Genomic DNA, 16,752 nt, shown 5'->3' with positions numbered 1-16,752 from the left:
ATATTGACGCGAGTTACGCAAGAAACGCGGACGCCGGCCACTTTGGCCGGCGTTTTCATTTGTTTTCGGCGTGCCTTAGGCCAGCATCGTCATCGGGTTTTCAAGGTTGTCCTTGATCGCTTGCAGCAGGTTCGCGCCAAGCGCCCCGTCGATCACGCGGTGATCGACCGAAAGCGTCACTGACATGACCGTCCCGATGGCCAGTTCGCCGTCCTTGCCGACGATCGGTTTCTTGACGCCCGCACCGACCGCAAGGATGGCGGCATGGGGCGGGTTGATGATCGCGTCGAAGTTGTCGATGCCGAACATGCCCAGATTGGAGATCGCAAAGCTGCCGCCCTGATATTCGTGCGGTGCCAGTTTGCGGTCGCGGGCGCGGGCGGCGAGGTCCTTCATTTCCGCCGAGAGGGCGGACAGCGATTTCATCTCGGCGTCTTTCAGGACCGGCGTGAAGAGACCGCCTTCGATGGCCACGGCGACGGCCACGTCGGATTTCTCGAATTGCAGCGTGCGGTCACCGGCCCAGACGGCGTTCGCCTCGGGCACCTGTTGCAGCGCAAGCGCGCAGGCCTTGATGATGAAGTCGTTGACCGACAGCTTCACGCCGCGCGCTTCCAGCTGTTTGTTCAGCTGGCCGCGGAACTTGAGCAGGTCATCGAGCATGATGTCGCGCCGCAGATAGAAATGCGGCACGGACTGTTTGGCCTCGGTCAGGCGGGCGGCGATGGTCTTGCGCATCCCGTCGAGCTTGACCTCGGCGAAGGGGCGGTCGGCGTAGGTCTTGAGAACCGCATCGGTCGACGGGCCGGTGGCCATGGCTGCGGCAGGTGCGGCAGCGGCGGGCGCGTCGGTCTTGGCGGCGGGGGCCGCAGCGGGTTTGGCGCCGGGCTGCGCCTTCTCGACATCGGCCTTGATGATCCGGCCATGCGGGCCCGAGCCTGCGATCGCGGTCAGGTCCAGACCCTTGTCGGCTGCGATCCGGCGTGCCAATGGCGTGGCGAAGACGCGTGTCCCGTCCTTTGCAGGGGCGGCAGGTGCGGGGGTGGCCTTTGGCGCAGCGGCCTCTTCCTTGGAGGCTGCAGGTTCCGCTTTGGCGGCGGGCGCAGCATCGGGCGTGCTGCCGATGTCATCCGCGCTTTCGCCCTCTTCCAGAAGGATGGCGATCACGTCATTGACCTTGACGCCTTCGGTGCCTTCGGGAACGACGATCTTGCCGATGACGCCTTCATCGACGGCCTCGAATTCCATCGTGGCCTTGTCGGTTTCAATCTCGGCCATCACGTCGCCGGAAGAGACGGTGTCGCCTTCCTTGACCAGCCATTTCGCCAAGGTGCCTTCCTCCATCGTGGGGGAGAGCGCGGGCATCAGGATTTCTGTTGGCATGGCTCTGGCTCCTTAGCGGTAGGTGACTTGTTTGACGGCCTCGATGACCTCGGCGGTTGTGACCAGCGCGTGCTTTTCGAGGTTGGCGGCATAGGGCATCGGCACGTCCTTGCCGGTGCAGTTGATCACCGGCGCGTCGAGATAGTCGAAGGCCTGCTGCATGATCACGCTGCTGATATAATTGCCGACGCTGCCTTGCGGCCAGCCCTCTTCGACGGTGACGCAGCGGTTGGTCTTGCGCACCGAATTGAGGATCGTCGCGGTGTCCATCGGGCGCAGGGACCGCAGGTTGATGACCTCGGCGTTGATGCCGTCTTCAGCCAGCTTGTCGGCGGCTTCCAGCGCATAGGTCATGCCGATGCCGAAGCTGACGATGGTCACGTCATCACCGGCGCGTTCGATCTTGGCCTTGCCGAAGGGGATGGTGAAATCGTCCATCACTGGCACGTCGAAAGACTTGCCGTAGAGGATCTCGTTTTCCAGAAAGATCACGGGGTTGGGGTCGCGGATCGCGGTCTTCATCAGACCTTTGGCGTCGGCGGCAGAGTAGGGCATCACCACCTTGAGGCCGGGCACCTGCATATACCATGCCGCGTAATCCTGGCTGTGCTGCGCGCCCACGCGGGCGGCGGCACCGTTGGGGCCACGAAAGACCATGGGCGCACCCATCTGACCACCCGACATATAGAGCGTCTTGGCGGCAGAGTTGATAATGTGGTCAATGGCTTGCATGGCGAAGTTGAACGTCATGAATTCGACGATGGGCTTCAGGCCACCAAAGGCGGCACCGACCCCGATCCCGGCGAAACCATGTTCGGTGATCGGCGTGTCGATCACCCGCTTGGCGCCGAATTCTTCCAGCAGACCTTGGGAAATCTTGTAGGCGCCCTGGTATTCGGCGACTTCCTCGCCCATCAGGAAGACGTCCGGGTCGCGGCGCATTTCTTCGGCCATGGCGTCACGCAGGGCTTCGCGGACGGTTGTGGATTTGACCTCGACATCGGTGTCCCAGTCGGGGGTGGTGTCGGCCATCGGGGCGGCGGGGATCGTCGAGGCCGGTGCCTTGGCGTGCTCTGCCTTGGGGGCTTCGGTGTCGGCCTTGTCTTCTGTCGCGGCGGGGGCGGCACTGGCCGCGGGCACGTCTTCGCCTTCCTCGACCAGAATGGCGATGGCGGTGTTCACCTTCACGCCTTCGGTGCCTTCGGCGATCAGGATCTTGCCCATCACGCCTTCGTCGACGGCCTCGAATTCCATCGTGGCCTTGTCGGTTTCGATCTCGGCCAGAATGTCACCCGAGGAAACGGTGTCGCCTTCCTTGACCAGCCATTTTGCAAGTGTGCCTTCTTCCATCGTCGGCGAGAGGGCGGGCATCAGAATTTCGGTTGCCATGTCTTCAGGCCTCCTGCGGAATTTCGGTGGCGTAAATGTCGGTCCAAAGCTCGTCAAGATGCGGCTCGGGGCTTTCTTTCGAGAATTCGGCGGCCGCGTTGACGATGTCCTTGATTTCCTTGTCGATGGCCTTGAGGTCCTCGTCGGTGGCGTGCTTGCCGGTCAACAGGATCGAGCGGATCGCCTCGATGGGGTCACGCTCGTCGCGCATTTTCTGCACTTCCTCGCGGGTGCGGTATTTCGCGGGGTCCGACATGGAGTGGCCGCGGTAGCGGTAGGTTTTCACTTCGAGAATATAGGGGCCCTTGCCCGCGCGGCAGTGGGCGACGGCGCGTTCGCCTGCCTCTTTGACGGCCAGCACGCTCATCCCGTCGACCTCTTCGCCGGGGATGCCGTAGGCAGCGCCGCGTTCCCACAGCGACGGGGACTTGGTCGAGCGCTGGACCGAGGTGCCCATCGCATATTGGTTGTTCTCGATCACGAAGACGACCGGCAGGTCCCAAAGTTCGGCCATGTTGTAGGTCTCGTAGACCTGACCCTGGTTGGCGGCCCCGTCACCGAAATAGGTGAAGGTCACGCGGTCATTGCCGCGGTATTTGTCGGAAAACGCAAGGCCCGCCCCAAGCGGGACCTGTGCCGCCACGATGCCGTGTCCGCCGTAGAAGTGCTTTTCCTTGGAAAACATGTGCATCGAGCCGCCTTTCCCCTTGGAATAGCCGCCCTCGCGCCCGGTCAGTTCCGCCATCACGCCCTTGGGGTCCATGCCGCAGGCCAGCATATGTCCGTGGTCGCGGTAGGATGTGACGCGCTTGTCGCCTTCCTCGGCCACCGCTTCGAGGCCGACGACAACCGCCTCTTGCCCGATGTAGAGGTGGCAGAAGCCGCCGATCAGGCCCATGCCGTAAAGCTGGCCCGCCTTTTCCTCGAACCGCCGGATCAGCAGCATTTCACGGTAATGGCCCAGCAATTCCTCGGCTGAGACGTTGGGTTGCGCGGCGGCCTTTTTTGGCGGCATGTGCGGGTCCTCCAGCGGTGTCACAAATAGTTTAGTATTAAACTATTCCATAACCGAAGCGACGCCGAATTGCGAGGGGGAAAGTGACCTTCCGTCAGCGGCCGCACGAATAGCGGCGTTGCGTCAGGTGATTGGCTGGCATCAGTGAATGACGATTTCGTCGGTGCGGACCAGCCCGAGCAGATCCCGGGCCTGTTCGTCCAGCAGATCGAGGTCGAGGTATTTGTCCGAAAGCCGCCTTGTCAGGTTTTCCATCCGCGCGACTTCGATTTCCAGCGTGGCCAGTTCCTGCGCAAGTGCGGCGCCCTCGGCCTTTACGTCAAGCCGCTTGAACAGACCGTAATCGCCCTGCACCGCGGCAAAGGTGAAATAGACCCCCAGCATGATCATGCCGAGATAATAGAAAAGCGCGCCAAGCTGGGTGCCACTGCGTCTGATCATCTGCCTGCCTCATCGCCATCTCTGCCGGATGGCTGGGATCAGACTCGCATATCTGATTCGCAAAGGGAATCCCTTTTTTCGGCCCTGTCGGAATTGCTTGCCGGATGCCCGCTTCGGTGGCAGCATCGGCCAATGCAAGTTGAAGGGGTTGGGATGCAGCAGATCGAGATCGTCACCTGTCAGGAACTGCCCGACAAATCCGCGCTTAGCGCAATTCTCGGCCAATACTATGCATTGATCGTCAAGCGCATGAACGCGATGGGCTTCGATCTCGATCCTGCCGCGCCCGAAAGCGCGCTGGCCGAGTTCTGGGCGAATGCCACCGATTATCTGCCGCCTGACGGATGCCTTGTGATCGCGCGGACGCCTGACGGTGAAATCGTCGGCTGCGGCATGCTCAAGAAACTGGATGCCGAGACGGGCGAGCTGAAACGGGTCTATGTGGCCGATGCGGCGCGTGGGACGGGAACAGGCCGCAGGATGATCGAAACGCGCGAATTCGTCGCCCGCCAGATGGGCCTGAAACGTCTTGTCGCCGACACGCTGACGCCGAATGTCGAGATGCGCAGTCTTTATCCCAAGCAGGGCTTCCGCGAGGTTTTTGAGCCGATCGAGACAACCACATGGCGCGATCAGCCGATGATCCGCGATCACTTGCACTATTTCGTCAAGGACCTGACCTGAGGCCTTACGCCTTGCCGCGATAGATATCGACCAGCTTGGTCAGCATCGCCATGGCATCCGCGCGGTCGCGCTGAAAGCTGTTGCGCCCGATGATCGACCCGTTGCCGCCGCCGTCACGGATCGCGCGGGCGTCGTCATAGACGGCATCCGCCCCCTTGGCCGCACCGCCCGAAAAGACCATCAGCCGCCGCCCGTCAAAGGCTGACTGCACACAGTGGCGCACGCGGGCGGCTTGTGTGGCGATGTCGATCTTTTCCTTCTCATAGACCTTGCGCGCCTCGCCAAGGCTCAGGTGATCGGTCGAGAGCTTGATCTTGATGATATGCGCCCCCAGCAGGGCCGCGATCTGGGCCGCGTAGGCGGCGATGTCGATGGCGGTTTCGCCGTCCTTGTCCAGCGCCTCGCCGCGGGGGTAGGACCAGATGACGGTGGCGACACCTTTGGCGGCGGCCTCGCGGCGCATCTCGGCGATGTCGCTGAACATGTTCAATGCCGCGGACGAGCCGGGATAGACGGTAAAGCCGATGGCCGAACAGCCCAGACGCAGCGCATCATCGACCGAGGCGGTGATCGCCTGGGTCTTGGGGGCGACTTCGGGGATCAGCGAATTGGCCGAGTTCACCTTCAGGATGGTCGGGATCTGGCCTGCGAAGGTATCGGCACCGGCCTCCAGCATTCCCAAGGGGGCGGCATAGGCGTTCAGCCCCGCATCGATCGCCAGTTGGTAGTGGTAATGCGGATCATAGGCGGGCGGGTTGGGCGCAAAGGAGCGCGCCGGCCCGTGTTCGAACCCCTGATCGACAGGCAGGATGATCATCTTGCCGGTCCCGCCCAGCTTGCCCGTCATCATGATCCGGGCGAGATTGGCTTTCACCCCCGGCGTCTCGCCTTCGTAGTTGGACAGGATTTTCTGGACGATACGGGTGGTTTTCATCGCTGTGGCCCTTTGGTCTGCGTCGCTCTGCCTCTCCGATAGGCAGGCCAGGGGGCACTTGCAAATGTGTTAGCGCAACCGTCCGCAATGTTATCGCAAACGGCGGGCTTGGGGCGCGCTAGCCGCTACCCCAGTGCGGCAACACCGGGCAATTCCTTGCCCTCCATCCACTCCAGAAACGCGCCGCCGGCGGTCGAGATATAGCTGAAATCATCCGCCGCACCCGCCTTGTTGAGGGCCGCCACCGTGTCACCGCCCCCGGCAACCGAGATCAGCTTGCCCGCTTTCGACAGATCCGCCGCACGGGCGGCGGCGGCATTGGTGCCCGCATCGAAGGGGGCGATCTCGAAAGCCCCCAAAGGCCCGTTCCAGACCAGCGTTTTCGACCGCTCCAGCACCGCGACGATATGGGCCACGCTGTCGGGACCGGCATCGAGGATCATCGCATCGGCGGGACAGTTCTCGACCGCGACGATGTCGTTCGCGGCACCTGCCTTGAATTCGCGGGCGACCACCACATCGCGGGGCAGCAGGATTTCACAGCCCGCATCGGCAGCCTTTCGGGCGATCTCGCGGGCGGTTTCGGCCAGATCATGTTCGCAAAGCGACTTGCCCACGTCGATCCCTTGCGCGGCCAGAAACGTGTTCGCCATGCCGCCGCCGATCACCAGCGTATCGACCTTGGTGACAAGGTTGCCCAGCAAGTCGAGCTTGGTCGACACCTTCGCCCCACCCACCACGGCGACAACCGGACGGTCGGGGCTGCCGAGCGCCGTTTCCAGTGCGCCCAGTTCCTCGGCCATCAGACGGCCCGCGCAGGCGGGCAGCAGATGGGCAATCGCTTCGGTGCTGGCATGGGCGCGATGGGCGGCCGAGAAAGCGTCGTTGACGTAGATATCGGCAAGGCTGGCAAGGCGTTTGGCGAAGGCTGCGTCGTTCTTTTCCTCGCCCGGATTGAAACGCAGGTTTTCCAGCAAGAGAACCTCGTCGCCCGCCATCTCTTTGACGGCATCGCGGTAGTCCGAATTGACCCATGTGACAGGCAGGCCCAGCACGTCCGCGACAGTGGGGGCGATATGTTCCAGCGACATTTCGGGAACAACCTGACCCTTCGGACGCCCGAAATGCGCGATCAGGATCACCTGACCGCCCATGTCCTGAATGTCATAGACGGTGTCGCAGATCCGCTCGATCCGGGTGATGTCGGTGACCACGCCATTCTCGACCGGCACGTTGATGTCGACACGCACCAGCGCGCGCTTGCCGTTGAAATCCATATCGTCGAGTGTCTTCCAGCCCATCGGGTGCTCCTGTCTGCGCAAATCTCTTGCCACAGGTGTTGCGGCAAACCGCGCGGCGCGTCAACCGGACTGGCTTGTCCATCGCGCGCAAGACCCATATGTGTTTCGCCGACGCAAGAAACACCAGGAGAGCCAGATGGCCGAGATCAAAGACCCCGAGAACACCATCATCATGACGCTGAAGGGCGGCGATGTCGTCATCGCGCTGATGCCCGACGTGGCCCCCAAGCACAGCGAGCGCATGAAGGAACTGGCGCGCGCGGGCAAATATGACAACGTCTGCTTTCACCGCGTGATCGACGGTTTCATGGCGCAGACGGGCGACGTGGCCAACGGCAACATGGAAGAGGGGTTCAATCTGGGCCGCGCCGGCACCGGCGGATCGGACCTGCCTGATCTGCCCGCCGAGTTCAGCCGCATCCCCCATGCGCGCGGGACATTGGGGGCGGCACGCTCGGCCAACCCCAACTCGGCCAACAGCCAGTTTTTCATCAACTTCAAGGACAATGACTTTCTGAACGGCCAGTATACCGTTTACGGGCAGGTCATTTCCGGCATGGAACATGTGGATGCCATCACGCGCGGCGAGCCGCCGATGAACCCCGACCGCATGATCAGCGTCAAGGTGGCTGCCGATGTATAAGCTTGCAGCCGCATTTGCATTGCTGGCCAGCCCTGCGCTGGCAACGGGCCTTGAAATCGACGTCTCGGGCGAGGCCAATGGCACCATCGTGATCGACCTCTTCGAAGAGGTGGCACCTTTGCATGTTGAGCAGATCACCAGGATCGCCGCTGACGGCAGCTATGACGGTGTGGTCTTCCACCGCGTCATCGACGGTTTCATGGCCCAGACGGGTGACGTGGAAAACGGCGTGATGGGGATGGATCTGTCGCGTGCGGGGACCGGGGGCTCGGAATACGGCAATATCCCTGCCGAGTTCTCGGACCTGCCGTTCGAACGCGGTGTCGTCGGCATGGCGCGGGCGCAGAACCCCAACTCGGCCAACAGCCAGTTCTTCATCATGTTCGAGCCGGGTTACTTCCTGAATGGTCAGTACACCGTTGTCGGTGAAGTCACCGCTGGCATGGATGTTGTCGATGCGATCAAGCGCGGCACCGGCGCCAATGGGGCCGTGATCGGGCAGCCTGACATGATGGCCACAGTCCGCGTCACCGAGTAACGCAAATCGCCGGCCCCCTCACATCCGCGTGTGGGGGCTTGGCAGACCGCCGTCCGACAGGCACCCTGACCCCCGAAAGATGGAGGTCCCGATGCGCCTGATACCGACACTCGCTGCCCTTTGCACCGCCGCCGGCATGGCCGCGGCCGATCCCGATTTCTGGCAATACGAATGGCCCAGGACGGATTTCGAGACGACAACCGTGGAAAGCTGGATCGAGATCATCTCGGGCGGGCCGCCGAAAGACGGCATCCCCGCAATCGACGATCCCGCATTCGAACCCGCCGCGACCAAGGAAGGGCTGGACCCGCGCGAGCCGGTGATCACGCTGGAAATCGCGGGCGAGACCCCGCGCGCCTATCCGATCCGCTACCTGACATGGCATGAGATCGTGAATGACACGGTGGGCGGGATCCCTGTGGCCGTGACCTTCTGTCCGCTCTGCAATTCCGGTATCACCTTCGACCGCCGCACCGAAGCAGGGGTGCTGTCTTTTGGGGTCTCTGGCAAGCTGCGCAATTCGGACATGATCATGTATGACCGCCAGACCGAAAGCTGGTGGCAGCAGGCGATCGGCGAGGCCATCGTCGGCGCGCTGACCGGGACCGACCTCGCGACGCTGCCCAGTTGGATGGAAAGCTGGGAGGTCTTTCTGGCCCGCAATCCCGACGGTCTGGTGATGCAAGAGCCGGACTTTCCCCGCCGCTATGGCAGCAATCCTTACGTGCAATACGACACCTCGCACCGTCCGTTTCTCTATAACGGGGAAAACCCGCCCCATGACATCCCGCCGCTGGTCCGTGTGGTCCGCGTCGGCGATGCGGCATGGCCGCTGACGCGGCTGGCCGAGGCGGGTGTGCTGACCGAAGCGGGGATCACCTTCACATGGACGGCAGGGCAGGCCTCGGCGCTGGATACGGGCCGGATCGGGCAGGGGCGCGATGTGGGCAATGTGCGGGTGCGCGATGCCGATGGACGTGATCTGCCCCACGATGTGATGTTCGCCTTCGCCTTCCACGCCTTCTGGCCCAGCGGCCAATGGATGCTTGGCGACGGCTGATCTTGCGCCGGTGGCTGCCGTCGGAGCCTCCGGCGGGAGTGTCTTGGGAGAAAGAAGCCGGGGGCCGCTTGACAGTATCGGTGGGGCGGCGTCTTGTCGCGCCGATGGAAAAGAAGTCCCAGATCGACCTTTTCGGTGCCGTCGCGCTGTCGGGCTTTGCCCTGCTGCTTGCGTTCAATCAGGTCGTGATCAAGGTAACCAACGGGGGGTTGCAGCCGGTCTTTTTCGCCGGGCTGCGGTCTGCGGGTGCGGTGGTCTGCATCCTGTTGTGGCTGCGCTGGCGCGGTGTGCCCTTGCGGTTCGTCAAGGGCACGCGGGCCGCCGGATTTGCGATCGGGCTGGTCTTTTCCTTCGAGTTCCTGTGCCTTTTCGTGGCTCTTGATCTGACGGCGGTCAGCCGTGCCAGCGTGATCTTCTATTCCATGCCGGTCTGGCTGGCGGTCATGGCGCATTTCGTGATGCCGGACGACCGTGTCACCCCTCTCAAGGCGGCGGGGCTGGCGCTGGCTTTGGGCGGCGTTGCCGTGGCGATCCTGACCCGCGGCGAGGAGACCGAGGGCAGTCTGTGGGGTGATCTGGCCGCCGTCGGTGCCGCGATCGGGTGGGCGGCGACCGCCTTGCTGGCCAAGGCGTCGTCCTTGCGCAATGTGCGCCCCGAGATCCAGTTGATGTGGCAGGTCGGGGTCTCGGCGCCGGTCCTGCTTGTCGCCGCCTTGTTTTTCGGGCCCTTCATCCGTGACCTTGCGCCGATCCATATCGCGGGGCTGGTCTTTCAGATCGTCGTTGTGGTCAGTGCCGGGTTCATTTTCTGGCTCTGGCTTTTGTCGATCTACCCCGCGTCGGGCGTGGCGTCTTTCAGCTTTCTGTCGCCGGTGCTGGCGGTGGGTCTGGGCTGGTTGCTGTTGGGCGAGACTGTGGGGCCGAGCCTGATCCTTGCCCTGCTCTTGGTGGCGGCGGGGATCGTGCTGATCAACCGCCCGCCTAGGTCCCGCAGAACGTCCGTGTGACCCGTTCGTCTGTCGTCGGCGCGCGGGCGTAGGCGGCGGTCTCGGCGGTCAGTGGCGCGTAGGGGCGGGTGACAGCGGCAAGCAGTGCCGTGAAAGGTGCATAGTCACCGTCCCGTCCGGCCAAGATCGCCTCTTCGATGCGGTGGTTGCGTGAGATGATCCTTGGGTTGGCCTGCGCCATCAGGGCCGCGTCCGGCCCGCGCGCCTGCCAGCGGCTGTGCCAAGCGTCGAAGGCGTCGTGGTCGAGAAACTGGTCGCGCGCCGCTGCGGTGCCGAGTGCGGCGAAGGTATTGGTGAAATCCGCACCATCGGTTGCCATCAGCGACAGCAGCGCCTCGATCAGGTTGCGGTCATCCTCGGTCGGGTCCGCGATCCCGAGTTTCGCGCCGAAGACCTGCAGCCATGCGGCCTGATAGATCCCGGGCATCCGGTGCACGGCGGCGGTGAAATCCGTGATCGCCTGATCGCGGTCCGCCATCAACGGGATCAGGGATGTTGCCAATTGCGCCATGTTCCATGCGCCGATGGCGGGCTGGTTGGCATAGGCGTAGCGCCCGTATTGGTCGATCGCGGAAAAGACGGTCTGCGGATGGTAGACATCCATGAAGGCGCAGGGGCCATAGTCGATCGTCTCGCCCGCAATCGCGACATTGTCGGTGTTCATCACCCCGTGGATAAAGCCGAGGCCCATCCACTGCGCGATCAGTTTCGCAGTGCGGTCGATCACCATGTCCAGCAGATCGGCAGGGCCGGTGGCTGCTGGGTAATGACGGGCGATGACATGGTCGGTCAGGGCCTGCAGCGCCGCGGTCTCGCCGCGCGCGGCCAGCACCTGAAAGGTGCCGACGCGGATGTGGCTTTGGGCCACACGGGTGATGATCGCACCGGGCAGGATGTCCTCGCGGTAGACCTGTTCGCCGGTCGTCACGGCGGCCAGTGCGCGGGTGGTGGGCACGCCGAGCGCATACATCGCCTCGCTGACCAGATATTCGCGCATCACCGGGCCAAGCCAGGCCCGTCCGTCGCCGCCGCGCGAATAGGGGGTGCGGCCCGCACCCTTGAGCTGGATATCCCGGCGGATGCCGTCGGTGCCGATCACCTCGCCCAAGAGCACCGCGCGCCCGTCGCCCAGTTGCGGGTTCCAGTGGCCGAACTGGTGACCTGCATAAAGCTGGGAAAGGGGGGCGGCACCGTCCGGGATGTGATTGCCGGCAAAGACCTGCGCGGCCTCGGGCTTGTGCAACGCCGAGGGATCAAGCCCCAGCAGTTCGGCAAGCCCCTCGTTCACCGCAATCACCGCTGGCGCGGCCACAGGCGTCGGCAGTTGCGGCGTGAACATCTGCGCGGGCAGCCGCGCATAGGAATTGTCGAAGGCAATGCGCATCAGAGCCGCGCCAACCGTTCAGCCAGCAGCGCAAAGAAGCCTTCGGCGTCGATATCGCCCATGAACAGGGCATTGGGTGCGCGCCCCGACACGCGCCACCAGTCGGCAACTGTCATCCCCAGGGTGAGATCGCTGGTGGTCTCGATCTCGACGTTGATATGGCGTCCGGTGAAAAGGTCAGGAGCGATCAGATAGGCGATGGTGCAGGGGTCATGCAGCGGCGCGCCTTCCGAGCCGTATTTTTCCATGTCGAACCGTTCGAAGAAATCGGTCCAGGCGGCGACCATATCGCCGACGCGGGTTCCCATGGCGCGGAAGGCGTCGATGCGCGGCTTGGTGGTCAGCGCCTTGTGGGTCACGTCCAGCGGCATGACAACCAGCGGCACGCCCGCGTCGAAGACGATCTTGGCGGCCTCGGGATCGACGTAGATGTTGAACTCGGCCGCGGGGGTGATGTTGCCGACCTCGAAATAGGCACCCCCCATCAGGACGATCTCTTGCACGCGGGGGATGATGTCCGGCGCGCGCGCAAAGGCGGTGGCGATATTGGTCAATGGCCCGATGGGGCAGAGGGTGACGGTGCCGGCGGGTTCGCGGCGCAAGGTCTCGATGATGAAATCGACGGCGTGCTGATCCTGCAAGGGCATGGTGGGGTCATCCATCGGCGGGCCGTCAAGACCGGTCTTGCCGTGGACGTGTTCCGCCGTCACCAGCTTGCGCTGCATCGGTGCATCGCAGCCTGCGAAAACCCTGGTCTCGGGCTTGCCTGCCAGTTCACAGACGATGCGGGCGTTCTTTTCCGTCAGCGGCAGCGGCACATTGCCTGCCACGGCGGTGATCCCCAGCACCTCGATGTCCTCGGGCGAGGCGAGGGCCAGCAGGATCGCAACGGCGTCGTCCTGTCCGGGGTCGGTGTCGATGATGATCTTGCGCGGTGACATGCTGTGTTCCTTGCGGTCCTTTGACCAAGGTGGCCCGTCAGCGCGGCAGGGACAAGGGGTCAGAGGCGACCTTGCGCCTTCAATCGGGCAAAGAGCGACGGCACCAGCGGGTGATCGACCTCGAGCCCGAAGACATAGGCATGGGTCAGCATGAAACAGGCCGCATTGGCGTCAGGTGCCTGATCCGCCGCCGCCGCATAGAGCGTGACCAGCCCGTGCCTGTCATCGCGGGCATGCGCGTCCAGCAACCGTTTGTGCAGGTCGTTCATCGCGCCGCGAGATGCGCGCCGATCTTGCCTGCCACCCAGTCGTGAAAGCAATGTGTCGGCCCGTCCATCGCGGGGCTGAAGCGGCCTCCGTCGAAACCGGGGGCATGGCGGCCCTTCTGCATCCCTTCCACGACGAAGACGTCTTCTTCGAAAACGCCGCGCCAGAGGGCGCAGTTCTTGCCGCGCAGCGCCGCATCGGTGTCGGGGGTGGCGTAATAAAGATGCACATGCTCGTCTGTTGCCGCGTGGCCCTTGGGTTCGAGGATGATCACGAAGGTCTGGTCGCGCTGCACGCCCAAAAGGACATTGGGATAGACCGTGATGTATTCGCCGCCCGCGATGAACTTGGCGTCGATGGCGGGAAAGTCGGGGAAGGTCGCGCCGTCATCGCCCCTAAGCTGGGAATAGGCGCGCGTGCCCTGACCCGAGTATTTGCCGCGCTCGGTGATGTTGTAGTGATCTTCCAGCCGCGAATAGCTGTTCAGGCCCGGATGGACCCAAGGCAGGTGATAGCTTTCGCAGTAATTCTCGACCGCCAGCTTCCAGTTGGTCTTGACCGGCAGGGTGAACCTGCTGTCGGCCCCGCCATGATACATCGGCTGGTCGAAGTCCGCCCAGCGGGCGATCAGATCGGCATGGACCTTGTCGAACGGGGCGGCCTTGCCGTCGATGTTCACGAAGACCGTGTCGAACCAGATATGGCTGCGCACCTCGATCAGGCCGAGGTCCTCTTTCACGATGGCCTCATGGGTATTGAAGCCGGGGCCGCCCACATGGGGCGTGGTGACAAGGCGACCGTCGGTGCCGTAGCACCATGAATGATAGGGGCAGCGGATCGCGCCTTCGATCTTGCGCGGCTCAGAGACAAGGATCATGCCGCGGTGACGGCAAATGTTCTGGAACACCCGGACGGTGTTGCTGCGGTCACGGACCAGCAAAAGGGGGATGCCGAGGAATGCCATCGGTTTGGCGTCGCCGATCTCGGGCACGTCCGAGGCGACGGCCAGACCCGCCCAGCTTGACAAAAGCACCGCCTCCTTTTCGACCTCGAAGACGTCGGGGTCGATGTAATGCGCATTGGGAAGGCCGTTGGCCGTCTCGATCGGGCGGCGCACAGCGTCGAGGGCTGCGGGAGAAATGTCTTTGGCCATGGTGCATACCTCCTGAAGATAGGCGAGCCTAGCACCCTTTGCCGCAGACACGGCGTCTGGTCGCGACTTGCGATTTTCACGCAGCGACACGGGGGAAATCAGCCGATTGGCGCCGGACCCTGTTGCGGAATAGCGCCGAGCACCAGTCAACGGCGGGATGCCGCACAGCCGCACGCTTGAATTCGGCGTGGGGATGCCGCATTTGTGGAGGGGCGGGTGTGACGCTGGAAAGCTGTGGGGAAATGGCACAACTGTTTCTGCACGGGCGACAATGTAGACAAATCGCCCTGATAGGAGAGAGAAAAATGAGCAAACTATACGTCATGATCGCAGCAGCGGCGATGGCCGCATCACCGCTTTTCGCGCAGAGCGCGGATATCGACCTCAACGGTGACGGGATGTACAGCTACCCCGAACTGATGGCCGTCATGCCGGAACTGACCGAAGAGGACTTTGCCGAACTCGATACCTCTGGCGATGGTCTGCTGGACGCCGAAGAAATCGCCGCCGGCGTCAGCGCGGGCATCCTGCCGAGATAGGCCAACTGCGCCGGGCCCGCCTTTGGCCCGGCGCAACCCTGTTCAGGCGCTGGCACCGCGCGACAAGGCCGCGACACCGGTCCGCGCGATTTCCTGCAGGCCCAGCGGCCGCATCAGGTCGGCGAAGGCGTCGATCTTTTCGGGTGTGCCGGTGATCTCGAAAACAAACGATTCCAATGTGCTGTCCACGACGCTGGCGCGGAAGATATCTGCAAGCCGGACCGCCTCGATGCGGTCGTTGCCGGTGCCGGTCACCTTGAACAGCGCCAGTTCCCGTTCCACCGACGGCCCCTCGACCGTCAGGTCATTGACCTTGTGCACATCCACGATCCGCCCCAGTTGCGCCTTGATCTGAGTGATGATCTGCGGCGTCCCCGTGGTGACGATGGTGATCCGGCTGCGGTGGCCCAGATGGTCCACCTCGGCCACGGTCAGGCTGTCGATGTTGTAGCCTCGGCCCGAGAACAGACCGATGACACGGGCCAGAACGCCCGGTTCGTTTTCGACCAGCACCGCAAGCGTGTGCTTCTCGATCTTGTCCGAGAAGGTCGGCCTTAGGTCATAGGCGGAATGGCTGGTCGAGCCTTTTTTGATTTTGAGCGGTGACATGTCTGTTTCTTTCGTCTGATGCGTGGTGAAGCCCGAGGGGTGAGGTGATCACACCATCACCGCCCCGTCCGCCTTGATCGCATTGGCTGTATCGGCGTTCTCGCCCAGCAGCATTTCGTTATGCGGCTTGCCCGAGGGGATCATCGGGAAGCAGTTTTCGTGCTTTTCCACCAGACAGTCGAACAGGACCGGCCCGTCGTGGTTCAGCATTTCCATGATCGCATCGTCCAGATCGGCCGGGTCAGAGCAGATGATGCCCTTCGCGCCGAATGCCTCGGCCAGTTTGACGAAATCGGGCAGAGATTCCGACCAGCTGGAGGAATAGCGCTCGCCATGCAGCAGTTCCTGCCACTGGCGGACCATGCCCAGCCGTTCGTTGTTGAGGATGAACTGCTTGACGGGCAGGTGGTATTGCATCGCCGTGCCCAGCTCTTGCATGTTCATCAGCCACGATGCTTCTCCGGCGACGTTGATGACCAGCGCATCGGGATGCGCCATCTGCACGCCGATGGACGCAGGGAAACCATAGCCCATCGTCCCCAGCCCGCCGGATGTCATCCAGCGGTTGGGGTCTTCGAAGCCGAGGTATTGCGCGGCCCACATCTGGTGTTGGCCGACCTCGGTGCAGATATAGCGGTCGTGGCCCTTGGTCAGCGCCTCGAGACGCGACAGCGCGTATTGCGGTTTGATCACCTTGCCCTGTTGTTTGTATTTCAGGCAGTCGATGCTGCGCCATGCGTTGATCTGGCCCCACCATTTCTGCACGGCCTCCTTGTTGGTCTTGCGACCACGGGCCTTCCAGACGTTCAGCAGGTCTTCCAGCACATGGGCGACATCGCCGAGGATCGGGATATCGACCTTGATCACCTTGTTGATGCTGGATGCGTCGATGTCGATATGCGCCTTTTTCGATCCCGGGCTGAAGGCATCGAGCCGCCCGGTGATCCGGTCGTCGAAGCGCGCGCCGATGTTGATCATCAGGTCGCAGTCGTGCATCGCCATATTCGCCTCGTAAAGGCCGTGCATGCCCAGCATCCCGATCCAGCTTTCGCCCGAGGCGGGGTAGGCGCCCAGACCCATCAGGGTCGAGGTGATCGGAAAGCCCGTCGCGGCCACCAGTTCACGCAAAAGCTGGCTTGCCGCAGGACCCGAGTTGATCACGCCGCCGCCGGTATAGAAAAGCGGCCGCTTGGCCGTTTCCAGTGCCGCGGCCAGTTCGGTGATCATTTCCATGTCACCTTTGACTTGCGGGTTGTAATGCGTCTCGACCTGCCGCGCCTCGGTATAGGTGCCGGTGGCGAACTGGACGTCCTTGGGGATGTCGATGACCACGGGACCGGGACGGCCCGACCGCGAGATATGGAAGGCCTCGTGCAGGATCGAGGACAGCCGGTCGGTGTCTTTCACCAGCCAGTTATGCTTGGTGCAGGGGCGGGTGATGCCGACCGTGTCGCATTCCTGAAA

At 63.1% G+C, this 16,752-nt stretch carries 18 protein-coding genes; 6 read left to right on the top strand and 12 right to left on the bottom strand.

The features are described from left to right. Positions 1 to 75: 75 nt before the first annotated feature. The 4 genes from V7N12_RS07250 to V7N12_RS07235 all read right to left on the bottom strand — a co-directional run bounded on the left by V7N12_RS07250 (position 76) and on the right by V7N12_RS07235 (position 4,228). Positions 76 to 1,383 carry a pyruvate dehydrogenase complex dihydrolipoamide acetyltransferase gene (locus V7N12_RS07250; protein ID WP_333713708.1) on the bottom strand — a complete coding sequence of 436 codons (1,308 nt, stop codon included), beginning with the start codon at positions 1,381 to 1,383 and terminating at the stop codon, positions 76 to 78. 12 nt (positions 1,384 to 1,395) lie between these two features. Continuing rightward, positions 1,396 to 2,772, bottom strand: a complete 1,377-nt coding sequence (locus V7N12_RS07245) for a pyruvate dehydrogenase complex E1 component subunit beta (RefSeq protein ID WP_333713707.1) — start codon at positions 2,770 to 2,772, stop codon at positions 1,396 to 1,398. Between the two features lie 4 nt (positions 2,773 to 2,776). Next, positions 2,777 to 3,787 (bottom strand): pyruvate dehydrogenase (acetyl-transferring) E1 component subunit alpha, encoded by a 1,011-nt coding sequence (gene pdhA, locus V7N12_RS07240; RefSeq protein ID WP_333713705.1) that lies wholly within the window; start codon positions 3,785 to 3,787, stop codon positions 2,777 to 2,779. A 141-nt stretch (positions 3,788 to 3,928) separates the two neighbouring features. After that, entirely contained in the window at positions 3,929 to 4,228 is a 300-nt protein-coding gene (locus V7N12_RS07235) for an FtsB family cell division protein (protein ID WP_333713704.1), read from the bottom strand. A gap of 153 nt (positions 4,229 to 4,381) precedes the next feature. On the opposite strand from V7N12_RS07235, the gene V7N12_RS07230 reads away from it, so the two are divergent. Beyond that, positions 4,382 to 4,912 (top strand): GNAT family N-acetyltransferase, encoded by a 531-nt coding sequence (locus V7N12_RS07230; RefSeq protein WP_333713703.1) that lies wholly within the window; start codon positions 4,382 to 4,384, stop codon positions 4,910 to 4,912. Between the two features lie 4 nt (positions 4,913 to 4,916). Here the strand turns inward: V7N12_RS07230 and V7N12_RS07225 are convergent, their stop codons facing one another. Continuing rightward, positions 4,917 to 5,846: a class I fructose-bisphosphate aldolase gene (locus V7N12_RS07225; RefSeq protein WP_333713702.1), complete on the bottom strand. Its 930-nt coding sequence runs from the start codon at positions 5,844 to 5,846 to the stop codon at positions 4,917 to 4,919. 125 nt (positions 5,847 to 5,971) lie between these two features. Then, a complete protein-coding gene (locus V7N12_RS07220; protein ID WP_333713700.1) occupies positions 5,972 to 7,147 on the bottom strand; it encodes a phosphoglycerate kinase in 1,176 nt (391 codons plus the stop codon). Positions 7,148 to 7,283: 136 nt separating this feature from the next. Here V7N12_RS07220 and V7N12_RS07215 point away from each other — a divergent pair, with 136 nt between their 5' ends. The 4 genes from V7N12_RS07215 to V7N12_RS07200 all read left to right on the top strand — a co-directional run bounded on the left by V7N12_RS07215 (position 7,284) and on the right by V7N12_RS07200 (position 10,395). Further along, positions 7,284 to 7,790: a peptidylprolyl isomerase gene (locus V7N12_RS07215; protein ID WP_333713699.1), complete on the top strand. Its 507-nt coding sequence runs from the start codon at positions 7,284 to 7,286 to the stop codon at positions 7,788 to 7,790. Beyond that, complete coding sequence (locus V7N12_RS07210; protein ID WP_333713698.1) at positions 7,783 to 8,328, top strand: peptidylprolyl isomerase; 546 nt, start codon at positions 7,783 to 7,785, stop codon at positions 8,326 to 8,328. The genes V7N12_RS07215 and V7N12_RS07210 overlap by 8 nt, the downstream gene beginning before the upstream one ends. 91 nt (positions 8,329 to 8,419) lie before the next feature. Continuing rightward, positions 8,420 to 9,388 (top strand): DUF3179 domain-containing protein, encoded by a 969-nt coding sequence (locus tag V7N12_RS07205; RefSeq protein ID WP_333713696.1) that lies wholly within the window; start codon positions 8,420 to 8,422, stop codon positions 9,386 to 9,388. A gap of 104 nt (positions 9,389 to 9,492) precedes the next feature. Further along, the gene (locus V7N12_RS07200) at positions 9,493 to 10,395 is read left to right on the top strand and encodes a DMT family transporter (RefSeq protein ID WP_333713738.1); all 903 of its coding nucleotides are present in this window, start codon (positions 9,493 to 9,495) and stop codon (positions 10,393 to 10,395) included. Here the strand turns inward: V7N12_RS07200 and V7N12_RS07195 are convergent. The 4 genes from V7N12_RS07195 to V7N12_RS07180 are packed head-to-tail and all read right to left on the bottom strand — an operon-like array spanning position 10,370 to position 14,140. Further along, positions 10,370 to 11,779, bottom strand: a complete 1,410-nt coding sequence (locus V7N12_RS07195; RefSeq protein ID WP_333713694.1) for a protein adenylyltransferase SelO — start codon at positions 11,777 to 11,779, stop codon at positions 10,370 to 10,372. The two genes, V7N12_RS07200 and V7N12_RS07195, sit on opposite strands and share 26 nt — an antisense overlap. After that, entirely contained in the window at positions 11,779 to 12,720 is a 942-nt protein-coding gene (locus V7N12_RS07190; RefSeq protein WP_333713693.1) for a nucleoside hydrolase, read from the bottom strand. The genes V7N12_RS07195 and V7N12_RS07190 overlap by 1 nt, the downstream gene beginning before the upstream one ends. Before the next feature lie 59 nt (positions 12,721 to 12,779). Then, complete coding sequence (locus V7N12_RS07185) at positions 12,780 to 12,989, bottom strand: hypothetical protein (RefSeq protein ID WP_333713692.1); 210 nt, start codon at positions 12,987 to 12,989, stop codon at positions 12,780 to 12,782. Beyond that, positions 12,986 to 14,140: an aromatic ring-hydroxylating oxygenase subunit alpha gene (locus V7N12_RS07180; protein ID WP_333713691.1), complete on the bottom strand. Its 1,155-nt coding sequence runs from the start codon at positions 14,138 to 14,140 to the stop codon at positions 12,986 to 12,988. Before V7N12_RS07180 ends, V7N12_RS07185 begins: the two co-directional genes overlap by 4 nt. Positions 14,141 to 14,445: 305 nt before the next feature. On the opposite strand from V7N12_RS07180, the gene V7N12_RS07175 reads away from it, so the two are divergent. Beyond that, positions 14,446 to 14,679 (top strand): hypothetical protein, encoded by a 234-nt coding sequence (locus V7N12_RS07175; protein WP_333713689.1) that lies wholly within the window; start codon positions 14,446 to 14,448, stop codon positions 14,677 to 14,679. A 42-nt stretch (positions 14,680 to 14,721) separates the two neighbouring features. On the opposite strand, the gene ilvN is transcribed toward V7N12_RS07175, so the two are convergent. Together ilvN and ilvB are read right to left on the bottom strand one after the other, a co-directional pair. Continuing rightward, entirely contained in the window at positions 14,722 to 15,288 is a 567-nt protein-coding gene (gene ilvN / locus V7N12_RS07170) for an acetolactate synthase small subunit (RefSeq protein ID WP_333713688.1), read from the bottom strand. Between the two features lie 48 nt (positions 15,289 to 15,336). After that, positions 15,337 to 16,752 (bottom strand): biosynthetic-type acetolactate synthase large subunit (ilvB, locus tag V7N12_RS07165; protein ID WP_333713687.1); only part of this gene is annotated, 1,416 nt, incomplete at its 5' end.

Origin of the sequence: Yoonia sp., assembly GCF_036770585.1 — a bacterium.
In the GTDB taxonomy this organism is placed as follows: Bacteria; Pseudomonadota; Alphaproteobacteria; order Rhodobacterales; family Rhodobacteraceae; genus Yoonia.
The sequence above is the reverse complement of the archived record's forward strand: the minus strand, read 5'-3'. Positions and strand labels throughout refer to the sequence as shown.

Bases quoted from the DNA above. Each gene is read 5' to 3' on its own strand.
- V7N12_RS07230 (WP_333713703.1), top strand. From the start codon at position 4,382: ATGCAGCAGATCGAGATCGTCACCTGTCAGGAACTGCCCGACAAATCC.
- ilvN (WP_333713688.1), bottom strand. From the start codon at position 15,288: ATGTCACCGCTCAAAATCAAAAAAGGCTCGACCAGCCATTCCGCCTAT.
- pdhA (WP_333713705.1), bottom strand. From the start codon at position 3,787: ATGCCGCCAAAAAAGGCCGCCGCGCAACCCAACGTCTCAGCCGAGGAA.
- V7N12_RS07210 (WP_333713698.1), top strand. From the start codon at position 7,783: ATGTATAAGCTTGCAGCCGCATTTGCATTGCTGGCCAGCCCTGCGCTG.
- V7N12_RS07180 (WP_333713691.1), bottom strand. From the start codon at position 14,140: ATGGCCAAAGACATTTCTCCCGCAGCCCTCGACGCTGTGCGCCGCCCG.
- V7N12_RS07220 (WP_333713700.1), bottom strand. From the start codon at position 7,147: ATGGGCTGGAAGACACTCGACGATATGGATTTCAACGGCAAGCGCGCG.
- V7N12_RS07235 (WP_333713704.1), bottom strand. From the start codon at position 4,228: ATGATCAGACGCAGTGGCACCCAGCTTGGCGCGCTTTTCTATTATCTC.
- V7N12_RS07215 (WP_333713699.1), top strand. From the start codon at position 7,284: ATGGCCGAGATCAAAGACCCCGAGAACACCATCATCATGACGCTGAAG.
- V7N12_RS07250 (WP_333713708.1), bottom strand. From the start codon at position 1,383: ATGCCAACAGAAATCCTGATGCCCGCGCTCTCCCCCACGATGGAGGAA.
- V7N12_RS07175 (WP_333713689.1), top strand. From the start codon at position 14,446: ATGAGCAAACTATACGTCATGATCGCAGCAGCGGCGATGGCCGCATCA.
- V7N12_RS07190 (WP_333713693.1), bottom strand. From the start codon at position 12,720: ATGTCACCGCGCAAGATCATCATCGACACCGACCCCGGACAGGACGAC.
- V7N12_RS07195 (WP_333713694.1), bottom strand. From the start codon at position 11,779: ATGCGCATTGCCTTCGACAATTCCTATGCGCGGCTGCCCGCGCAGATG.
- V7N12_RS07245 (WP_333713707.1), bottom strand. From the start codon at position 2,772: ATGGCAACCGAAATTCTGATGCCCGCCCTCTCGCCGACGATGGAAGAA.
- V7N12_RS07185 (WP_333713692.1), bottom strand. From the start codon at position 12,989: ATGAACGACCTGCACAAACGGTTGCTGGACGCGCATGCCCGCGATGAC.
- V7N12_RS07200 (WP_333713738.1), top strand. From the start codon at position 9,493: ATGGAAAAGAAGTCCCAGATCGACCTTTTCGGTGCCGTCGCGCTGTCG.
- V7N12_RS07205 (WP_333713696.1), top strand. From the start codon at position 8,420: ATGCGCCTGATACCGACACTCGCTGCCCTTTGCACCGCCGCCGGCATG.
- V7N12_RS07225 (WP_333713702.1), bottom strand. From the start codon at position 5,846: ATGAAAACCACCCGTATCGTCCAGAAAATCCTGTCCAACTACGAAGGC.